Origin of the sequence: Clostridium sp. 19966 (assembly GCF_032335695.1) — a bacterium.
In the GTDB taxonomy this organism is placed as follows: Bacteria; Bacillota; Clostridia; order Clostridiales; family Clostridiaceae; genus JACTOJ01.
Map to the genome: position 1 here is coordinate 13,230 of NZ_JACTOJ010000002.1, position 18,639 is coordinate 31,868.

Here is an 18,639-nt window from a genome sequence, read left to right on the forward strand (position 1 = left end):
CCTCGACTATATTAATTCAAGCGGAGTCATGCTTAAAATAAAATTTTTTATTCCCATGCTGTCAAAAGCTATGGTAAGTTTTACATCTCCATTTTCTTTCTTGGCGCTTATTATTGTTCCCACGCCAAATTTAGCATGCTTAACCTTTTTTCCTAAAGTAGCATCCTGCTCAGTAAGGGCTTGGGGACTGCTCTGACTGCTGCTTTGCTTCATCATATATTCAAGCTTATTTGTTATGGAATCTACACTTTCCTTCTCAGAATAACTATTTCTAAGAGAATGAGGATTATCATTAGCATAATTATTTCCTCTAAAGTTAATATTTCTTGAAGGCTGCCTTCTATTCAAGTTTTCCAGTAAATCAGCGGATATTTCAGAAAGAAAATCGGAAGGCTCATAGGCTGTGGTTCTTCCAAATACTCTTCTTATGCCGGCAGAGGTCATATAAAGCTTTTCTTTAGCTCTCGTTATACCAACATAGCAAAGCCTTCTGGATTCTTCCATTTCATGATTGCTGTTAAAGGAAGCCATACCTGGAAAAATACCATTTTCCATACCTACCATAAATACCACTGGAAACTCTAAGCCCTTAGCACTATGAACAGTCATCAATACCACTGTTTCCGCATTTTCATCGTAATTATCCACATCTGCCACTAGAGAAACCTTCTCCAAGAATGCAGAAAGGGATTTGTCTTCACTGCTATTTTCAAATTCTGCTGCTTCCGAAACTAACTGCTCTATATTTTCAATTCTTGATTTTTCCTCAATATCCGTAGATTTTTTAAGCTGCTCCATATATCCAGTATCCTCTAACAGCGTCTCTATAAGCTGGGAAACAGATACTTGATATTTCATATTCATAAGATTTTCCATGATTTCAGTAAATTTATTTATTGAGTTAATAGTCCTAGCAGCAATATTGGTCATTACCTCGGAATCCAACATTACATTGTAGAGGCTCTCTTCCATATCATTCGCTTGGCCTAAGAGCTTTTCTACTGTGGTATCTCCTATGCTCCTCTTTGGAACATTTACTATTCTCTGCAGACTTACATTATCATCAGGATTATTAAGAACCTTAAGATATGCCATTATATCTTTTATTTCTTTTCTATCATAGAATTTTAATCCGCCTATAAGTCTGTATGGAATGCCCTTTCTTACAAATATTTCTTCAAATATTCTAGACTGGGCATTAGTCCTATATAATATAGCAAAATCGTTAAAGCTTCTGCCATCTTCATCCATAAGTCTCTTTATTTCAGAGGAAACGAATTCTCCTTCTTCTATGTCCGAGGAAGCTCTATATACCTTAATTTTTTCTCCAGCTTCGCTTTCACTTCTAAGAACTTTATCCTTACGTTCAGTATTGTATCTTATCACGCTATTTGCAGCATTTAATATGTTGGATTTAGATCTGTAATTTTGCTCCAGCTTAACTACCTTAGCATTAGGATAGTCCTTCTCAAAATCTAATATATTTCTTATATCAGCGCCTCTAAATTCGTATATACACTGGTCATCGTCTCCAACAACGCATATATTATTATGATTTTGTGAAAGTAAATGAGCGAATTCATATTGGCATTTATTAGTATCCTGATACTCATCAATCATCACGTATTTAAATTTTCTTTGATAGAATTCAAGGACTTCTGGATTATTTTTAAATAACTCTACTGTTTTAAATATGATGTCATCAAAATCCAAGGCATTATTGCTCCTAAGCCTTTTTTGATAAAGCAAATAAAGCTCAGCAATTTTGTTCTCTCTAAAATTATATTGATTTTCAGCTTTAAACTTCTCTGGAGTGATAAGATTATCCTTGGCTTTACCTATCTTTCCTAGAATTTCTGCTTCTGCTATATCCTTATCATTTATCTGCAATTCCTTCATGCACTGCCTGATTAAGGTCTTCTGATCATAGCTATCATATATAGTAAAATCTTTCTTATATCCAATCTTATCTATTTCTCGTCTCAAGATTCTAACGCAGGAAGAGTGAAAAGTTGATATCCACATATTATTTGCCTCATCTCCAACTATTCTTCTAACCCTTTCCTTCATTTCTTGAGCGGCCTTATTGGTGAAGGTTATAGCAAGTATCTGTGAAGGATATATACCTCTGGTGGATACAATCTCCCTAACCTCTTCGGAAAGCTTTTCTTCTTTATTTTTATCAAATAAAGTTAGCCAAGCTTTCATTGCTTCTATATCACTTTCAGAAAAATCTTCTGGAAAAAATTTGCTTTTATAAGCATCTCCAAAGTTTAGCATATTTGAAATTCTGTTCACAAGCACAGTAGTTTTTCCAGAACCTGCTCCAGCCAAAATTAATACTGGCCCTCTAACAGCTAAAACAGCTTCCCTTTGTTCTTTATTTAAACGAGCATATTGCCTTTCTATTATTGAATCCCTCAAGCTGCAAAATTCTTTTTTCATGGCATCAGTTATCATATCATCACCCAATCATAATTTTGTACAAACGTTAAAAGAGGAATAAACATTCCTCTTTTAACTATATTTTTATTCTGTTTTATTATATCATAATTTTCTATTGAATAATATGAGTGTCGTATTCTTTTATAGCTGTTTTGATAATTCATCAAGCTGCCTAGCCATATCAGTTATGTCCTTTACTGCTGTGACTATCTCTTCAAAAGAAGCGGCTTGCTCTTCAAAAACTTCGCTGGATTCTTTAACTTTTTCTGCTATTTTTTCTACAGATGCTTGAATGCTTTCCAATACAGAATCAATTTTTTTAATTGATTCACTGCTGGTCCCTGCAAGTTTTCTAATTTCACCTGCAACTACACTGAAGCCTTTCCCCATTTCTCCTGCTCTAGCGGCTTCAATCGCAGCATTCAGTCCTAACAAATTAGTTTGACTGGATACATTTTGTACTAGCTTCAATACGGAATCTGTGCCCTTTGCATTTTCATTTGCTTGCTCTACTTCGTATAATATGTTTTCATTGGCACTTACTGCTGAATTAATTCCCTGAGTCAGACTTTGTACTGTATCAGATATTTGCTGCAAAGCTGTTGCTATTTTATCTGATAATTCAGTTACCCTTTTTCTACTTCCTAAGCTTTTTGCTGCAAGCAAAAGTCCTACTACTTCTCCATTGTGCTTCAATGGAACTGCATAGGATTTAAATTCAACTCCATACACTGACGCATCCACATTTGTAATTGTATTTTCTCCTGATTTAAGAGCTTTAAAGGCCGCCCCTCCTTCAGGAATTTCTTCACCTTCCTGTATATTTAAAGGTAAAGCGTCACATAATGCTATTTTTACATACTTATGCTTATCTGTTACAGCTAAAGAAATCTCATCTTCAAATAACTTCGGTAAATAGGTAAGCAATTTTGCCATAGATTCTATTATTTCATTTTCCACTGCCATAGTATCGTCCCCCCGACATATTACAATAAATTTATCCTAATATATTATTAAATTTATCGTAAATATATAGAGAAACTACAGCTATTTTATAGCAGCAAACAAAATATTTTTAAATTTTACTTAAAGCAGTTACATTGCTGGTGCCGTCTATTAAGAATTTATAATTATTTTTTATATAATTTAATATAACATTAGCCATAAATTTGTGTCCATTCACATTAGGATGTATGCCATCTACACATATATATTTTTTATAGTCATCGTTATTTACAAAACTATTTCTCACATCAATAAGTAAGGTTTTAGTATCTTTAGCCACATTAGTTATTGCCTCGCTATATTTTTGATGCCAATAATATATTGTATCTATATTATTTCCCATCCATTTTAGCACATTTTTCTCTGCAGCCTCATTACCCTTAGTAACCCACTTAAAATATTTTTCCGAATCCAAAGGAGGCAGTGTCATAAGCATGGGTAATATTTTATTATCTTTTAAAGTTGCTATCATCTCAGTAAGTGTCTTAGAAAATAAATTTATATCGGTCTTAGGTTTATGTTCAGCTTCTGGATTAAGTGCTATTTCAGTCCAATCAAAATCACAGTCATTACCTCCAAATTCCAAAAGCACCAAATCAGGATTTTTTCTTATTATTTCGTTATTCATTCTATTGAAGGCTCTCAAAATAGTATTTCCAAACTTACCAGCGTTCTGTATATTAGCCTTTACATGCTGTTCCACTAAACTTGTGAAATTATCCTTTAGAGTAACATATCTGCTCTTTTCAGGGTCATACACTATTCCTTTAGTTATTGAATCACCATAAACCATAAAATTGTAATTTTTTTCACTCATATACATCACCCTCTATAATATTTTATTTATCACCTGATGAAGTAACATCATCAATTATTTTTTCTGCGATTCTTCTATAAAAATTGCTCATAGTGATAAAGGAGGTTATAAGCAAAAACTTTTCCGTAAAATCACTTTTTAAAGAATCCTTGTCCTTTAATTCTTCTTCTACATCCTTAGCCTTGCTCATAATATCTTCGCTAAATTCCTTAACCTGCTGATTAAATAAGTTTAAATAGGAAGAATACAGCTCTTTTATTGAAAATGATTTATCCTTTTCAAGCATATCGTTTATTGGAGTAAGTAAATTTTTTATATCATTTATTGAAAGTGCTCCTTTTAATTGATAAATAATGCTTATAAGTATTAAATGCTCCAGAGAATATTTTTTATTCTTTATAGGTATCATGAGATTGTTTTTAGCATAATTATTTATCATAGTTTTAGTAAGTATTTTCTCTTCTTCATTCCTTATGGAGTCACTGAATTTTCCTTCAAAAATCTGTATTACCTGATCCATGTATAAATCTATTTTAGGAAGCTCTTCCAAAGTTATGTTTTCACCTATGTTGAGTCCTTTAAGCATATCTTCTAATTTATTCATATCCATATTATCACCAACTTTTAATTATTTTATATATACTGTAAAAATACTTATAAAATAATTCTATCATATTTATACGAATATGTATAACAGTTATCATCATATATATATATTACTACGTAATCATCATAATATCAACACATAGTTTTTAAAACTACATGTTTTATTGTTAATATTTTGTTAAGTAGTTTTCATATAATAAAATATAGCAAAAAATAAAACCTGCCTAATAAAACATATCGCTCTGCTTTATTAGACAGGTTTAATATAAAAATTTTATATCTATTCTTTCCAATTAATTCTATCAAATATAAGATTATATCCATCACTGCCATAATTCAAGCTTCTATTTACTCTGCTTATGGTAGCTGTACTTGCACCAGTTATAGCGGCTATTTCATTATAGGTTTTGTGCTGCTTCAACATTTTTGCAACTTGCAGTCTTTGTTCTAAAGCTTTAATTTCGTTCACGGTGCATATATCTTCAAAAAACTTATAACATTCCTCTTTTGTTTTTAATTCTAATATAGCTTCAAAAAGAAAATCCATATCTTCACTTTTAAGTTTGGAAATATACTCTTCCATTATACTCCTCCATCAAATATTATCCCTTTTGTACTTTAGCTCTTTAAAGTATTATATAACATATTAAATTTGTTCTCAATATATATTTAATTTTAGGGTAACAAAAAACACAACCCTTGGGGCTAGGTTGTGTTAGCATTATAAATAAAAAGGGGGCTATTTCCTCTTATTTATCCTTGCAAAATTAATTATATACAAATAAAACAAAAAACTCAATATTTTTTTGCAGAAAATATTGTATTTTTTAATATATAATGATATAAATATTTCATATTGCAACGATTACATTATATTAATTTCATTTTTGCCGCTCTTTAGCATATCTACTTCTCTGTCTGTAAGTTCTCTATATTCACCTTCTTTAAGGCTTTCATCTAAATTAAGAGGTCCAAAGGATATTCTTCTAAGGAAAGTTACAGTCTTATTTACGCTCTGAAACATTCTCTTTACCTGATGAAATTTTCCTTCTTGGATGGTAACTAAAACCTTTGAAGTTTGCTCGTAAGTTTTTAATATTTTAAGCTTTCCAGGAAGGCACTTGTATCCATCATCCAAGGTTACACCTTTATAGAAATATTTAATATCCTCTTCAGTAACTACTCCATCTATTTCAGCGTAGTATACTTTATCAACATGCCATTTAGGTGAAATCAGCTTATGATTTAGCTCTCCATCATTAGTAAGCAATAAAAGACCTACTGTATCCTTATCCAGTCTCCCCACAGGAAAAGGATTGAAAACAGCATGCTCAATTTTTAATAAATCTATTACTGTCTTATCTCTCGGATCATAGGTTGCAGAAATAACTCCGCTTGGCTTATTCATCATAAGGTAAATATATCTCTTATATTTGACCTCTTCTTCTCCTACATACAAAATACATTTCTCAGGATCAATAGACATGCCGCTGTCTCTAGCTATTTCTCCGTCAACCTTAATCATTTTATTTTTTACCATGGCCTTTATTTCTTTCCTGCTGCCATAACCCAAATTTGAAAGTACTTTATCTAATCTTTCCATTTACACTCCCCTTAATTATGTTAATTTGCATTGAACTCCATTATATCATAATCTTCATAAGCTGTTTTATTATAAGAGCTTTTTACTAGCGCCAATATCTTATAGTTTCCTTTTCTATAAGGTACAAAAGAATAATAATTCATCTTGCTGTAACTCTGAACTAAATTCCATTGTGCCTGCTCCATAAGATAAAATTCATAGCACACATCTTTTCCACCTTCACAAGTAATTGAAAACATAACTGGTTCGTTTAGAGTTATATCTATCTTATCCCACAATATCTTAGTATTAGATATTGGCATTGCCTCTTTAATTTCAAGTTTTACTACCCGCTTATCGTCAAATATAGCACTGCTATTTTTAGCTTTAGCCATTATTTCCAAGGTATAAACCCCGCTGCATTTAGGCTGAAGAAAATATTTCTTGCTTTGAACAAAATCAGTATCTTCTACTAAATGTCCATTTATTTTCAAAATATATCTCATAAGTACATTTTGAGTTTTCCTAGTTATAGTATCAAATTTTATATTATCTCCCACTAAAAAGTTTTCTTTAGAAGGCATAAGTATGTAATCAATATTGGCTGGAATGTACGCTTTTACGTCAATGTGCTGTATTTCGTGGACATCATATTCCTTATTAGAATATTTATCCTTTACTCTTATATCCAGTTCATAGTGTCCCTCTTCTTCAGGTACTATATTAACCCAGTTACATATACCGTATTTTACAGTTTCGATCTCTTTGCCGTTTTTAGAAAGAATAAAAGCATATCTTAGATTTATTCCTCCTGTAGCTATTACTTTAATATTTACTTCTTCTCCTACAAGTATGTCACTTTCCTTGCTCATGAGTACTTCTGAAATCTTCACCATATTAGCACTGTATTGATCGATCACATATTCCACCAAAGCCTGCTGTTCATATTTTCCCTCAAAGCTTTCATCCTTAACCCATAAGGTTATCTTATAATTTCCATGTTTTTTAGGACTCCAGCTGTAATAATTATAACTTATGTACCCTGAATCTTCTGTAGTTTCTCCTTCTATTATATATCTATATAATAAGTTTCTTCCTCCCTTTACTACCGCTTTAAACTGTATATTGCTGTCACATATCTGAGGAGACATTAAATCTGTGGTAAAGCTCTGAATTTCAATGGGGTTGTATAGTTTAACACCATAATCTAAAACAGCTCTGTCATCATACTGATCTTTAGAATACATGTCCTTAACCATGCAAAGAAGCTTATATCTTCCAGGCCTTTTTTCACAGTAGCTAACTATTCTTCTGTTAGAATAATCCTGAAGACACTCTACTCTTCCCTCTTCATTTATCTTTATAAATTTATATAAGACCATTCTTTCTTCATCATATTTGGCATCTACCTGAAATACCAATTCTTCGTCCACCAGCATTTCATTGCTTAAGCATTTAAAGTCCGTTATCGATATTTCTCCTATTGGTGAAACCTCAAAATCTATTTTTCTGTAATCATCAAAATTATTTTTAGAATCAAGCTGTCTGCATTCTACCATAATTTCCTGTTTTCCCGCATTATTTACTGTGAGAGTTAGAGTATTTTCTGCGCTGTAATCTTTAATAAGCAGCCATTTATCTTCTTTTTTCATCCAATACTTATAGACCACAGGAATCTTATTTGTAATAACCTCAAGTTTTATTTTATCTCCAATTTTTAATTCATTTTTATCTATTAAAACATCATCTATTATCTTTTCTTCAATTTTCCCTATGACATAATCTATTCTTACGACATGATCAAAGGGTTTTAAGCTTTCCAATGCTTTAGCCTGAAACATTATTATGTATTTTCCCTCTTGCTCTGGTGTCCATGTGGCTGTATCATCTTCGCTGAAATCTTTTATAGTATCCCAAACACCATCATAACCAACAATAAATTTATACATATATTTTTCGCCATCAAATTTATTAATTTTTATATCTATGCTGCTGCCCTTAGCAGCCGGACTAGGTACACTAAATACAATATCTTCTTCTCTCATTTTACAGCACACCACCTATTTAAGTTTATAAAAATAAATTTCACACTATAATATTATACTATATTTTCCATAATTTTGTCATTTGTTTAAATATAAACTTAATATTTTTTTCTTACTTCGGATTAAGAAATTAATAATATATAAATTTTTATTATTTTTGTAATTATAACCCTTTTATTTTTGTATGATATAATATTATTATGTAATTATTTACTGGGAGGAATAAATATTATGAATTTTGTGAAGTATTCATTACTTAATTTTACCACAATTCATGTTCGTGTTGACAGCATTGAAGCATTTAATTATAAAAATATTATCGTAATGAATGGAGAAACATCAATACCTGTTAAAAAAATAAAAAAAATTAATGCTGACTTTTATATAGAGCTTGAAAATGAAATAAACATAAAATACATAACCTATATGCTTTATGATCAAATGAAAATAAAAGTGAATTATTCGAAATTATATTCCTGTGAAGAATTTAATAAAAAATATTATACTGATACAAAATTAGGTTCCATATATTCTCAGGAGCACAGCATATTCAGACTTTGGGCTCCTGCTGCTACAGCTGTAAATATAATAATATATGAAGAAGATAAAAATAATAATTATAAAGTACTTTGGAAGCTATCTATGCAAGCCCTCTCTAAAGGTGTTTGGGAAGCTAACATATTTGGAAATGTTAAAGGTAATTTTTATAACTATGAGGTTGTGGTTTACGGCGTATCCCATGAAGTTGTAGATCCTTATGCAACAGCCTGCGGAATTAATGGTAAAATAGGAGCTATACTTAAGCTCTCAGAAGCTAATCCTCTTGGGTTTTCTAAGGATTCTTACACTAATCCCACTAACTATACAGATGCTATTATTTATGAAACTAGTATTAGAGATATTTCTTCCCATCCTGACAGCGGCATAAAATACAAAGGCAAATTTTTAGGTTTAACTCAAGAAAACACCCATTCTTCAAAGGGAGTTTCTACTGGTCTTAATCACATTTTAGAATTAGGAGTAACTCACCTGCAGCTTATGCCTGTTTTCGATTTTTCCTTTGAATCCGTCGACGAACTAATGCCATATAAATACAACTGGGGATATGATCCTCAGAATTACAATGTACCTGAAGGAAGCTACGCCTCTAAAGCCTATGTACCTGCCTGCAGAGTACATGACCTAAAAAAATTAGTTTTCACTCTTCATAGGCATGGAATAGGAGTAATAATGGATGTGGTCTTTAATCATATATATAAATATGAAACTAGCAATTTAGAAAAAATCTTTCCCGGTTATTACTTCAGAACTAATGAAGATTATAGTATGTGTAACGGCAGCGGCTGCGGAAATGATATAGCTTCGGAAAGAAGCATGGTAAGAAAATTTATAATTGACTCTTTAAAGTATTGGACCGAAGAATATCATGTAGATGGTTTTAGATTTGACCTTATGGGAATTATAGATACAGACACCTTAAGCCTTATTAAAAAAGAATTTACCTCTTTAAATAAAAATATACTGCTTTATGGTGAAGGCTGGTCTTTAAACACCAATCTTCCGGAGGATAAAAAAGGCAGTATAGCTAATTCTTCAAAATTAGAGGGTATAGGATTTTTTAATGATAAAACAAGAGATTTATTAAAGGGAAGTACCTTTATAAAAAACGAGACAGGCTTTGTAAACGGAAAAGAGAATGTAGAAACTTCAATTAAAAATTGTGTAATGGCATGGAGTACAGATATACCAGAATTTTCACAGCTTTTTTCTTCACCGAATCACAGCATAAATTATGTGAGCTGCCATGATGATTTAACTCTTTGGGATAAGCTGCGCATAAGCTGTCCTAAAAATGATGAAGCTGCTATAAAAGATATGCAAAAGCTTTCTTTAGGCATAATTTTAACCTGCCAAGGCGTACCCTTTTTTAATTCAGGTTCTGAATTTTGCAGAACCAAAAATGGAATAAGCAACAGTTATAATGCTACGGACATAATAAACAGAATTGATTGGAACAGAAAATATGAATTTGCAGATGTTTTTCAATATGTTAAAGGCCTTATTTCTATAAGGAAGAAACATAGAGCTTTCAGACTGCCTACCAGTGATTTAATAAAAAAACATATTGAATTTTTATCTTCTCCTTCTCACTCCATAGGTTTTATGATAAGTGACGTAGAAGGAGAAACCTGGAGAAACATAGTTGTTATATACAATTCCTCCAAAAGTAATATTGACCTTAAAGTTCCTTTGGGCAATTGGAATACTGTAGCTGACAAATTAAATTCTGGATTAGATATATTAAATAGTATAAATTCTGACACCATAAACTGCGAAGCATCATCTCTTAAAATTTTATATAAAAACTAAAGTGATGTTTTAAATCAGTGTAAAAATCAACACTGATTTAAAACAGAAACAAAAATAAAGAAGCGATAATCCGCTTCTTTATTTTTGGGTAGCTTTGCTTATTAATTTTCTTAAATTAAATCTGAGTCTATCATCATCCTCATAAGTTCTCTTCCTAGGATTTGAAGTTTTGCCCCCGCCTCGCCTTATTTTGCTTTTTATATGTCTTTCCATAAGAAGTCTATCTATATTGTCATTATCATATATATATCCGGAAGGACTTAAGCACATGGCTTTTTTAGAAAGAGTCATAGCAGCAACTCCATAGTCTTGAGACACTACTATATCTCCTTCCTTGCAGCTATTAACTACAGCCATATCCACACTTTGAAATCCGCTGTCAATTATCTTAACCTCAGCATAATCGCTGGAAATAAAATGATTTATATCACAATATATTATAAGCCCTATATCTGAGGCCTTAGCTTCTTCTTCAATGATATCTCTTCCTGCGCAGCCATCTCCGTCAACTATAATTTTCATATATTATAGTCTGCTTTCAAGCTCAGCTTTCATAGCTTCGTAGCCTGGCTTTCCAAGTAAAGCAAACATATTTTTCTTGTAAGCTTCAACTCCTGGTTGATCAAATGGATTTATTCCAAGAAGATATCCGCTGATTCCGCAAGCTTTTTCGAAGAAGTAAACCATGTATCCAAAATAATATGGAGTTAATTCTGGAACATTTACAACTATATTAGGAACTTCTCCATCATTATGAGCAAGAAGTGTTCCCTGGAAGGCTTTCTTGTTTACAAAATCCATAGTCTTTCCAGCTAAGAAGTTAAGTCCATCTACATTTTCCTTGCTTTCTTCTATAGTCACAGCTTTAGTTGGATTTTCAACATTTATTACAGTTTCAAATATAGTTCTTCTTCCTTCTTGTATATATTGTCCCATGGAGTGAAGATCTGTAGAGAAGTCTACTGCTGCAGGTAAAAGCCCTTTGTTGTCCTTTCCTTCACTTTCTCCATAAAGCTGCTTCCACCATTCAGCGAAATAATGAAGCTTTGGCTCATAGTTTACAAGTATTTCTGCTACTTTACCCTTGTTATAAAGCACATTTCTTGCTGCAGCATATCTGTAAGCATCATTATTTTCTATATCATTATTGGAATATGCTTCTCTTGCATCTGCTGCACCCTTCATCATTGCATCTATATCTACACCGCTTGCTGCTATTGGTAAAAGACCTACTGCTGTAAGTACAGAATATCTTCCTCCTACATCGTCAGGAATTACAAAGGTTTCATAGCCTTCAGCATCAGCTAAAGTTTTTAAGGCTCCCTTTGACTTATCTGTAGTTGCAAATATTCTTTCCTTTGCACCGTCTTTTCCATATTTCTTTTCTAAGTAATCCTTAAATATTCTGAAAGCTATAGCTGGTTCAGTAGTAGTACCTGATTTTGATATTACATTAACTGATAGATCCATACCTTCTACAGCTTCTAATAATTCAGCCATGTATGTAGAACTGATATTATTTCCAACATAGAATATTAAAGGTGATTTTCTTGCTTCCTTTGAAAGAGTGTTATAGAAGCTGTGATTTAACATTTCTATAGCAGCTCTTGCTCCAAGATAAGAACCACCGATTCCTATTACTATTAAAGCATCGGAGTTGCTTCTTATTTTTTCAGCTGCTTTCTTTATACGAGCAAACTCTCCCTTATCATAGTCAACAGGCAAATCTAACCATCCTAAATAGTCATTACCTGCACCGTTTTTATTAATTAATTGGTTATGAGCGCTTGTAACAAGCTCCTTCATATAAGATACTTCGTGTTCTTTTACATATGGGCTTAATTTAGACAAATCTAAGGTTATTCCTTTTGTCATAAAAATTCCTCCTAAACATTGTTTTATAATGAGTAATTATGCTATATATAAAAACCATGTTAAGCTTTTATCAAAATATTGTAATTTTTAACTTGGCATAAAAACCCTACATACAAATTTTATTTTATTCTGCAATTTAAATCAAGTTTCTTTATATATTTTATATCTATTTCTAACATAATTTTTACCTTTATATATCGCTTTTTAGCTGTATATTGTACAAATCCTCAACCCAATCCTTATACTCTGCTTCTGTTAATCCTTTAACTCTTTCATTCACCACCCAGGCCTCCATACCATTATTTAAAAAAATATAGGGTACTTCCTCCTTTATAATTTTAGCCAACTCTTTATAAATATTTTTTTTCTTATTATCATCTTTTTCTTTAAAGGCTTTTTTAATTAAAATATCACTTTTTTCATTTATCCACCCTACCGCATTATTACCTCCTTTTTCGCTCTCTTCCTTAGAAAATATGATTAACGGATCCTGACTGCAGTTTAGCCTCCAACACATGTTATACATTTCGAAATCCTGATTTTCATATACTTGATTGACTAGATTTTCAAAAGTTTTTTTCTCAACCGTTACATCTATTCCAAGCTTTCCCCAATCCTTTAATACTTGCTTTTTTAATTCTTCTCCATACTGATTTCCTTCATAAGTAGACCACTTAATGGTGAATTTTTCACCTTTTGAATTATGTAAAAAGCCATCTTCTCTTTTTTCAAATCCAGCCTCTTTCATGAGTCTGGCAGCTTTTTCTAAATCATGCTTGTATTCATTTATCCCATCTTCAGTATCAAATTTTAAAAAAGGAATATTATAGCTGCCATATCCTGAGCAATAGTTCTTTATAAATTCTTCTTTGTTTAGTGCATAATTAAGAGCCTGCCTAACTCCTTTGTCTTTAAATTTATCTAATCTTAAATTAAAACCTATATATTGATAGCAATTGGACCCATATGTATACAGTTTTAAATTATCTACAGATTTTAGATAATTTAAAGTATCCGCATTAACACTAGTTTTTATCATGTCTACCTCTCCGCTGCCTATATATTTAAGGGCTTCATTTCCAGAGCATTTCTTAACTGTAACCTTTGCTATTTTAGGACATCCCTTAAAATAATTCTCATTGCTGTCTAAGGATACTTCTTCATTCATAGAAGCTATAAATTTATATGCACCGCTTCCAATAGGTCTCTTATTTATGTAGTTGGAAGCATCTAATTTACCTTTAGAAAAATAATAATGACTCTTAGGCAGTATGAATTTATCAAAACTGTATATCCTTAAAAAATTGGCATCATTAAAACTGAAGCTTATATTATACTTATCTATCACCCTAATACCTACAATATTTTTAGCATTTCCTTGTTTAAAGCTGTGAAAGCCACATAAGTCATAAAATTCATTACTATACATTCCTTTATAGGATGGATCACAAAAAGCTTCATAGGTAAAGGCCACATCTTCTGCAGTAAGTTCACTTCCATCACTAAACTTAATTCCCTTTTTAAGCTTGAAATCAAAGGTATTTCCATAGTCATTGATTTTATAGCTCTCGGCAGCCTCTAAAATTATATCTCCATTTTTGTTCACTGAAATAAGAGAAGAAAACAACAACTTGCAAATTTCCATGTCTCCAACAGAATCAGCATACATAGGATTAAATTTACCCTTAACCTCATTTATTCCTATGATAATCTTGTCTTTTGAATGTAACTGGTTTTTAGGTTTAATAGTTGTCCCTATATAGTATCCTTTCACCTTTTCCTGAAGCTTAATTTTTTTTTCAGTGCAGCTGCTAAATAGCAGAGCAGTGCATAAAGCAATAATGACAGTTTTAAAAAAGCATTTCATAAAATCCCCTCTTGCCAATTAACTAAAATCAAATATTATTATTTACATTAATTAAAGCATTAATTAGCATTTTTCATAGGGAAGTTATGGAATATTTACGCACAAAAGCTCCCAAGCCTCAACTATTTACGCATGTCCAAAATCATAAAGCAACGATTTTTAAACGTATTTAAATTAGGCTATGTTTTAAAAGAATGTTGATAAAGGCGTTTTTCGTCTAGCATGGTTTCTTTCAGAACCCATGTAAGTAACTCTAAGGGTCGCTTTATTATAATTGGCTACCAATTTTAATGCGCCCTTCCATGGCGCTAAAATTGCTTTGCCCGTCCTGGGCAAAATTACGCCAATTATAAGTCACAATCCCTAAGAGTTCCTAGAACTCAAACGATAATATCAACATTTTAAAACATAGCCCCATCGAACTGAATGAAGTTTTAAATCAGTGTAAAAATCAACACTGATTTAAAACAGAACCTTAAATTAAGTTTCAGCCTGAAAGCTTTAAATTTTTATTATAGATAAACATGCCAAACAACTAGCAGTATTAAAATAAAGGATAGAACTCTATGGATTTTAACCCAAGGGCCTCTGATATTTTTATTGATTTTAGTGCCATATATACCCAGTGCAAATATTATCCACATAACTATGGCCGCATATAATCCAGACATTGATAGCCATCTATAGTTATACATAATAAAAAAATGAATAATTATAGCAATGGTAGCTATTACACCAGCTACTCTATGATATTTGACTACATACTTCATAACAAATCTATAGGCATCTACATACTTTTTCTTATCTTTCGAAAGCTTATTAATATATTTCTTATTAATATACTTCATAAAAAAGTTAAGCAGCGCAATCAAATATCCTAAAGCACCAATCCAACCCAAGAATTTTCCAAATTGCTCCATATAAACCCCTCCAAAAATATAATCTGTTTATCTATACTTCTACAAAAATTCATCAAATCCTGCTTATTTTTTCCAATTATCCTAATAATATTAACAGCTACTTTGATAAATAGTAAAACAGATTATTTTCTAAAGGAGTTCCAAGTCCTGTCACTAAATCATAACCTTTTTTTGCAGAGTACATGTATGAGTTACTGCTGCTTCCTGCGGTAATATCTCTAAAATTAGAATTATAACTTGAGCTATTAGCCACGCTATATAGAGGGATTTGTACATTAGTTAATGAAGTTTTTCTTCCCTCATCAATCAATGCTATAAAAGCCGCCCAAGCTGGTGAAGAAAGGCTTGTCCCGCCAAAAACATACCAGGATGAATTGTAATTCACCAAAACTCCAGTATTAGGATCAGCATCAAAAGCTACATCTGGTACAGCTCTTTTTCCGTATATGCTAACGCCAAGGTTATGCTGGTATGCTGGCAATTTTTCATACTTACTTATTCCTCCTCCAGAACCAGACCAAGCACTCTCACTTCCAGTAAGATTACCTTGAGAACTCAAAGGCAAATTTGTTCCGCCTACAGCTAAAACATTTGGAGATACAGATGGCCAGCTTGTACCGGCTCCGTTATCTCCTGAAGCTGAAACATACACTGTACCTGCATGCTGAAAATGAACATCTAAGCTTGCTTCCGCCGCAAATTCTGAAGTTCCCCAGCTCATTGATACTACTTGAGCTCCAAGCTTGGAGGCGTAATCTACAGCTCCCAAAAGATCCTGAGAAGAAGAAGATTTTGCTACAATCAAATCTATAGTTGCACTAGGAGCTAAAGCATGAGACCACTCAACATCCAAAGAAGTTTCCTGAGCCCATCCCTCATCAGTTGATGTGGTTTTTCCCTGTGGATAGAAAGTTTGTAAATCTGCAGCTGGTAACCCAAACTGACTATTAAATGCTTTTAGGTCATTATTAAGAGTTGGACTCCCATATGCCACAATTACAGCAATTTTTTGATTTTTCCCTGTAGCAGATAACTTGTTTATACCATAGGCTGTTTTTATCTGCGACGGCTTATAAGCTACTTGCTGAGCATAATATCTCTTAACATGATTTGTAGCATTAGGATACATCTGCGCCGAATTAATTTTTTTGTCGAATGCTTGTCCAACAAATACAGATGATGAAACAAATAATGAAGCGATTAGTAATGTAAAGAACTTTTTTTTCATAACTGTCCCCCTTTGTCATATGTTTTAATAATTATTATAATTATACTATATTTTTTATTAAGAATAAACGCAGTTTATATTAAGCATATAAATTTATTTTTAAATTCACCGAATATATATAATATATTTTAAATATAGGAGTGATAATTATTATGTCAGAAAATATATTAGATTCTGTAGTGAAAGCTGCTGCTCAGCTAAAAACATTTTTTCAAAGAGATGACCTATCTGTAGCAGTATCTGATAAAGAAAAATTCATAGCTGTCTATGACAGCCCTGAAATTAAAGCAAATTTTCAAGTTGGTACTTATTTAAAAGATTTAGGCTATCTAGAGATGGCGGAGGAAATATTTAAAACAAAGCAAACCATAAGAAAAGTTATGCCTAAAGAAATATTAGGCTTTCCCTTCGAATCAATCATTAGTCCTATTCTAGATGAAAACGGCGAAGTAGCTGGAATGTTTAGCTTATCCATGAAAATAGACAAAAAGCTTCAGGTTGAAGAAATATCTCAAGAATTGACAGTTTCTCTTGAAGAAACTAATATATCCCTGCAAGAAATATCCAACGGAGCAGAAGAACTTAATAATATGTTAAAATCCATTAAGGAAAGTTCTAAAATCTTAGAGGAAAACTTAAAAATCAGCACTAGTTCTATTGCTTTAATTAAAGGGATTTCATCACAATCAAATCTACTAGGTCTAAATGCTGCTATAGAGGCTTCTAGGGCTGGAAGCTACGGAAGCGGATTTTCTGTAGTAGCTGGTGAAATGAGAAAGCTTGCAAAACAAAGCTCTGACATCTCAAAAACCATAGAGCTTTCAATCAATGAAATGACTAAAACCATAGAAAGTGTTTTGGAATCTGTCAACAAGGTAAATGAAGTTTCTGATAATCAAGCTAATTCAACAAAAGAGGCCTCAAAAGCACTTAATATAATCACAGATAAGTCATCAAAGCTAGTTTCAATTTCTAAATTAGATTAGAAATGAATATTGAAAAAATTAAATATTTTATAGATTTAGTTGAATGTAGGAATTTTACAGAAACCGCAAGGAAAAATTTTGTATCACAAACTACTATCAGTCAGCAGATTGCATCCCTTGAAAAAGAATTTGGAACTCAATTGATTGACCGAAAACAAATTCCTGTTGAACCTACAAAGGCAGGTTGGCTTTTTTATGAAGAGGCCATTGTACTTTGGAAGCAATACAATCATATGAAGATTAAGATGGAAAATTATCAAAATGATTATACCCAAATATTAAATATAGAATACGCTGCAGTGACAGATATTCAAAGGTTATTAAAGTTTATTCCTTCTTTCAGGGAAAATTATCCTAATGTCAAGCTTGAATTGAATAAAGTATTATTAGGCAATATATCAGAGTTTCTAAAAAGAGGTATATATGACGCTGCAATTGCTTTTGATTCTGAATTTGAAGAAAAAGATGGCATTGTAACTAACACCTTATATAAAGGACAGTATTGTGCAGTTGTTAGTAATAAGCATCCTCTATCCCCTAAGGATTCCATATCAATAAATGAACTATATGAATATCCACTTGTGATGCTGAATCCAACTACTATTGGAAATTCCTATTACTTGATGCTTCAGCATGCCATAGAAGACGGCTATCAACCTAAAATAATGCGCACAGTGGATGATGTGGAAACCGAATTGTTTTATATAATAACGGAAAATTTAATTGGCTTTTTTCCTGATAACCATCAGCTTCCTTATTTAAATGATCAACTTAAGTTAATACCTTTAAAGGATTCCCATCACACTTTTAAAATAGAAATAGGGTACTTAAAGGACAATCCAAACCCAGCATTACGATTATTTCTTAATCAAATGGTTCTGCTTTAAATCAGT

Annotated in this window: 15 protein-coding genes; 3 read left to right on the top strand and 12 right to left on the bottom strand. The window is 32.0% G+C overall.

All coding sequences use genetic code 11. From position 1 onward, the window contains the following. Nucleotides 1-6 precede the first annotated feature (6 nt). From IAI10_RS01875 to IAI10_RS01905, 7 genes are all read right to left on the bottom strand, one after another. Nucleotides 7-2,445, bottom strand: a complete 2,439-nt coding sequence (locus IAI10_RS01875) for an ATP-dependent helicase (protein WP_396334336.1) — start codon at nt 2,443-2,445, stop codon at nt 7-9. A gap of 141 nt (nt 2,446-2,586) precedes the next feature. After that, on the bottom strand, nt 2,587-3,411 hold the full coding sequence (locus IAI10_RS01880) for a methyl-accepting chemotaxis protein (protein ID WP_315671593.1): 825 nt from the start codon (nt 3,409-3,411) through the stop codon (nt 2,587-2,589). A gap of 109 nt (nt 3,412-3,520) precedes the next feature. Beyond that, a complete protein-coding gene (locus tag IAI10_RS01885; RefSeq protein ID WP_315671594.1) occupies nt 3,521-4,267 on the bottom strand; it encodes an SGNH/GDSL hydrolase family protein in 747 nt (248 codons plus the stop codon). A 22-nt stretch (nt 4,268-4,289) separates the two neighbouring features. Next, nucleotides 4,290-4,871: a DUF1836 domain-containing protein gene (locus IAI10_RS01890; protein WP_315671595.1), complete on the bottom strand. Its 582-nt coding sequence runs from the start codon at nt 4,869-4,871 to the stop codon at nt 4,290-4,292. Between the two features lie 282 nt (nt 4,872-5,153). Then, entirely contained in the window at nt 5,154-5,456 is a 303-nt protein-coding gene (locus tag IAI10_RS01895; RefSeq protein ID WP_315671596.1) for a YerC/YecD family TrpR-related protein, read from the bottom strand. A gap of 282 nt (nt 5,457-5,738) precedes the next feature. After that, nucleotides 5,739-6,476: a pseudouridine synthase gene (locus IAI10_RS01900; RefSeq protein ID WP_315671597.1), complete on the bottom strand. Its 738-nt coding sequence runs from the start codon at nt 6,474-6,476 to the stop codon at nt 5,739-5,741. A 20-nt stretch (nt 6,477-6,496) separates the two neighbouring features. After that, nucleotides 6,497-8,500, bottom strand: coding sequence for a triple tyrosine motif-containing protein (locus tag IAI10_RS01905; RefSeq protein WP_315671598.1), 2,004 nt, complete (start codon nt 8,498-8,500; stop codon nt 6,497-6,499). A gap of 231 nt (nt 8,501-8,731) precedes the next feature. Between IAI10_RS01905 and pulA the strand changes: the two genes are divergently transcribed. Continuing rightward, nucleotides 8,732-10,870, top strand: coding sequence for a type I pullulanase (gene pulA / locus IAI10_RS01910; RefSeq protein ID WP_315671599.1), 2,139 nt, complete (start codon nt 8,732-8,734; stop codon nt 10,868-10,870). A gap of 78 nt (nt 10,871-10,948) precedes the next feature. On the opposite strand, the gene IAI10_RS01915 is transcribed toward pulA, so the two are convergent. From IAI10_RS01915 to IAI10_RS01935, 5 genes are all read right to left on the bottom strand, one after another. Next, a complete protein-coding gene (locus IAI10_RS01915; protein WP_315671600.1) occupies nt 10,949-11,392 on the bottom strand; it encodes a YaiI/YqxD family protein in 444 nt (147 codons plus the stop codon). Between the two features lie 3 nt (nt 11,393-11,395). Next, nucleotides 11,396-12,745 carry a glucose-6-phosphate isomerase gene (locus IAI10_RS01920; protein ID WP_315671601.1) on the bottom strand — a complete coding sequence of 450 codons (1,350 nt, stop codon included), beginning with the start codon at nt 12,743-12,745 and terminating at the stop codon, nt 11,396-11,398. Between the two features lie 190 nt (nt 12,746-12,935). After that, nucleotides 12,936-14,612, bottom strand: a complete 1,677-nt coding sequence (locus IAI10_RS01925; RefSeq protein ID WP_315671602.1) for an ABC transporter substrate-binding protein — start codon at nt 14,610-14,612, stop codon at nt 12,936-12,938. Nucleotides 14,613-15,124: 512 nt separating this feature from the next. Beyond that, the gene (locus IAI10_RS01930) at nt 15,125-15,532 is read right to left on the bottom strand and encodes a hypothetical protein (protein ID WP_315671603.1); all 408 of its coding nucleotides are present in this window, start codon (nt 15,530-15,532) and stop codon (nt 15,125-15,127) included. 97 nt (nt 15,533-15,629) lie between these two features. After that, the gene (locus IAI10_RS01935; RefSeq protein WP_315671604.1) at nt 15,630-16,760 is read right to left on the bottom strand and encodes a S53 family peptidase; all 1,131 of its coding nucleotides are present in this window, start codon (nt 16,758-16,760) and stop codon (nt 15,630-15,632) included. Between the two features lie 152 nt (nt 16,761-16,912). Here IAI10_RS01935 and IAI10_RS01940 point away from each other — a divergent pair, with 152 nt between their 5' ends. Then, nucleotides 16,913-17,746: a methyl-accepting chemotaxis protein gene (locus IAI10_RS01940; RefSeq protein ID WP_315671605.1), complete on the top strand. Its 834-nt coding sequence runs from the start codon at nt 16,913-16,915 to the stop codon at nt 17,744-17,746. 2 nt (nt 17,747-17,748) lie between these two features. Further along, nucleotides 17,749-18,633, top strand: a complete 885-nt coding sequence (locus IAI10_RS01945; protein ID WP_315671606.1) for a LysR family transcriptional regulator — start codon at nt 17,749-17,751, stop codon at nt 18,631-18,633. Nucleotides 18,634-18,639 lie beyond the last annotated feature (6 nt).

Excerpts from the sequence above, each read along its gene's own strand:
- IAI10_RS01875 (WP_396334336.1), bottom strand. The coding sequence starts at position 2,445 with ATGAAAAAAGAATTTTGCAGCTTGAGGGATTCAATAATAGAAAGGCAA.
- IAI10_RS01885 (WP_315671594.1), bottom strand. The coding sequence starts at position 4,267 with ATGAGTGAAAAAAATTACAATTTTATGGTTTATGGTGATTCAATAACT.
- IAI10_RS01935 (WP_315671604.1), bottom strand. The coding sequence starts at position 16,760 with ATGAAAAAAAAGTTCTTTACATTACTAATCGCTTCATTATTTGTTTCA.
- IAI10_RS01905 (WP_315671598.1), bottom strand. The coding sequence starts at position 8,500 with ATGAGAGAAGAAGATATTGTATTTAGTGTACCTAGTCCGGCTGCTAAG.
- IAI10_RS01895 (WP_315671596.1), bottom strand. The coding sequence starts at position 5,456 with ATGGAAGAGTATATTTCCAAACTTAAAAGTGAAGATATGGATTTTCTT.
- IAI10_RS01880 (WP_315671593.1), bottom strand. The coding sequence starts at position 3,411 with ATGGCAGTGGAAAATGAAATAATAGAATCTATGGCAAAATTGCTTACC.
- IAI10_RS01920 (WP_315671601.1), bottom strand. The coding sequence starts at position 12,745 with ATGACAAAAGGAATAACCTTAGATTTGTCTAAATTAAGCCCATATGTA.
- IAI10_RS01915 (WP_315671600.1), bottom strand. The coding sequence starts at position 11,392 with ATGAAAATTATAGTTGACGGAGATGGCTGCGCAGGAAGAGATATCATT.
- IAI10_RS01900 (WP_315671597.1), bottom strand. The coding sequence starts at position 6,476 with ATGGAAAGATTAGATAAAGTACTTTCAAATTTGGGTTATGGCAGCAGG.
- IAI10_RS01945 (WP_315671606.1), top strand. The coding sequence starts at position 17,749 with ATGAATATTGAAAAAATTAAATATTTTATAGATTTAGTTGAATGTAGG.
- pulA (WP_315671599.1), top strand. The coding sequence starts at position 8,732 with ATGAATTTTGTGAAGTATTCATTACTTAATTTTACCACAATTCATGTT.
- IAI10_RS01930 (WP_315671603.1), bottom strand. The coding sequence starts at position 15,532 with ATGGAGCAATTTGGAAAATTCTTGGGTTGGATTGGTGCTTTAGGATAT.
- IAI10_RS01940 (WP_315671605.1), top strand. The coding sequence starts at position 16,913 with ATGTCAGAAAATATATTAGATTCTGTAGTGAAAGCTGCTGCTCAGCTA.
- IAI10_RS01925 (WP_315671602.1), bottom strand. The coding sequence starts at position 14,612 with ATGAAATGCTTTTTTAAAACTGTCATTATTGCTTTATGCACTGCTCTG.
- IAI10_RS01890 (WP_315671595.1), bottom strand. The coding sequence starts at position 4,871 with ATGAATAAATTAGAAGATATGCTTAAAGGACTCAACATAGGTGAAAAC.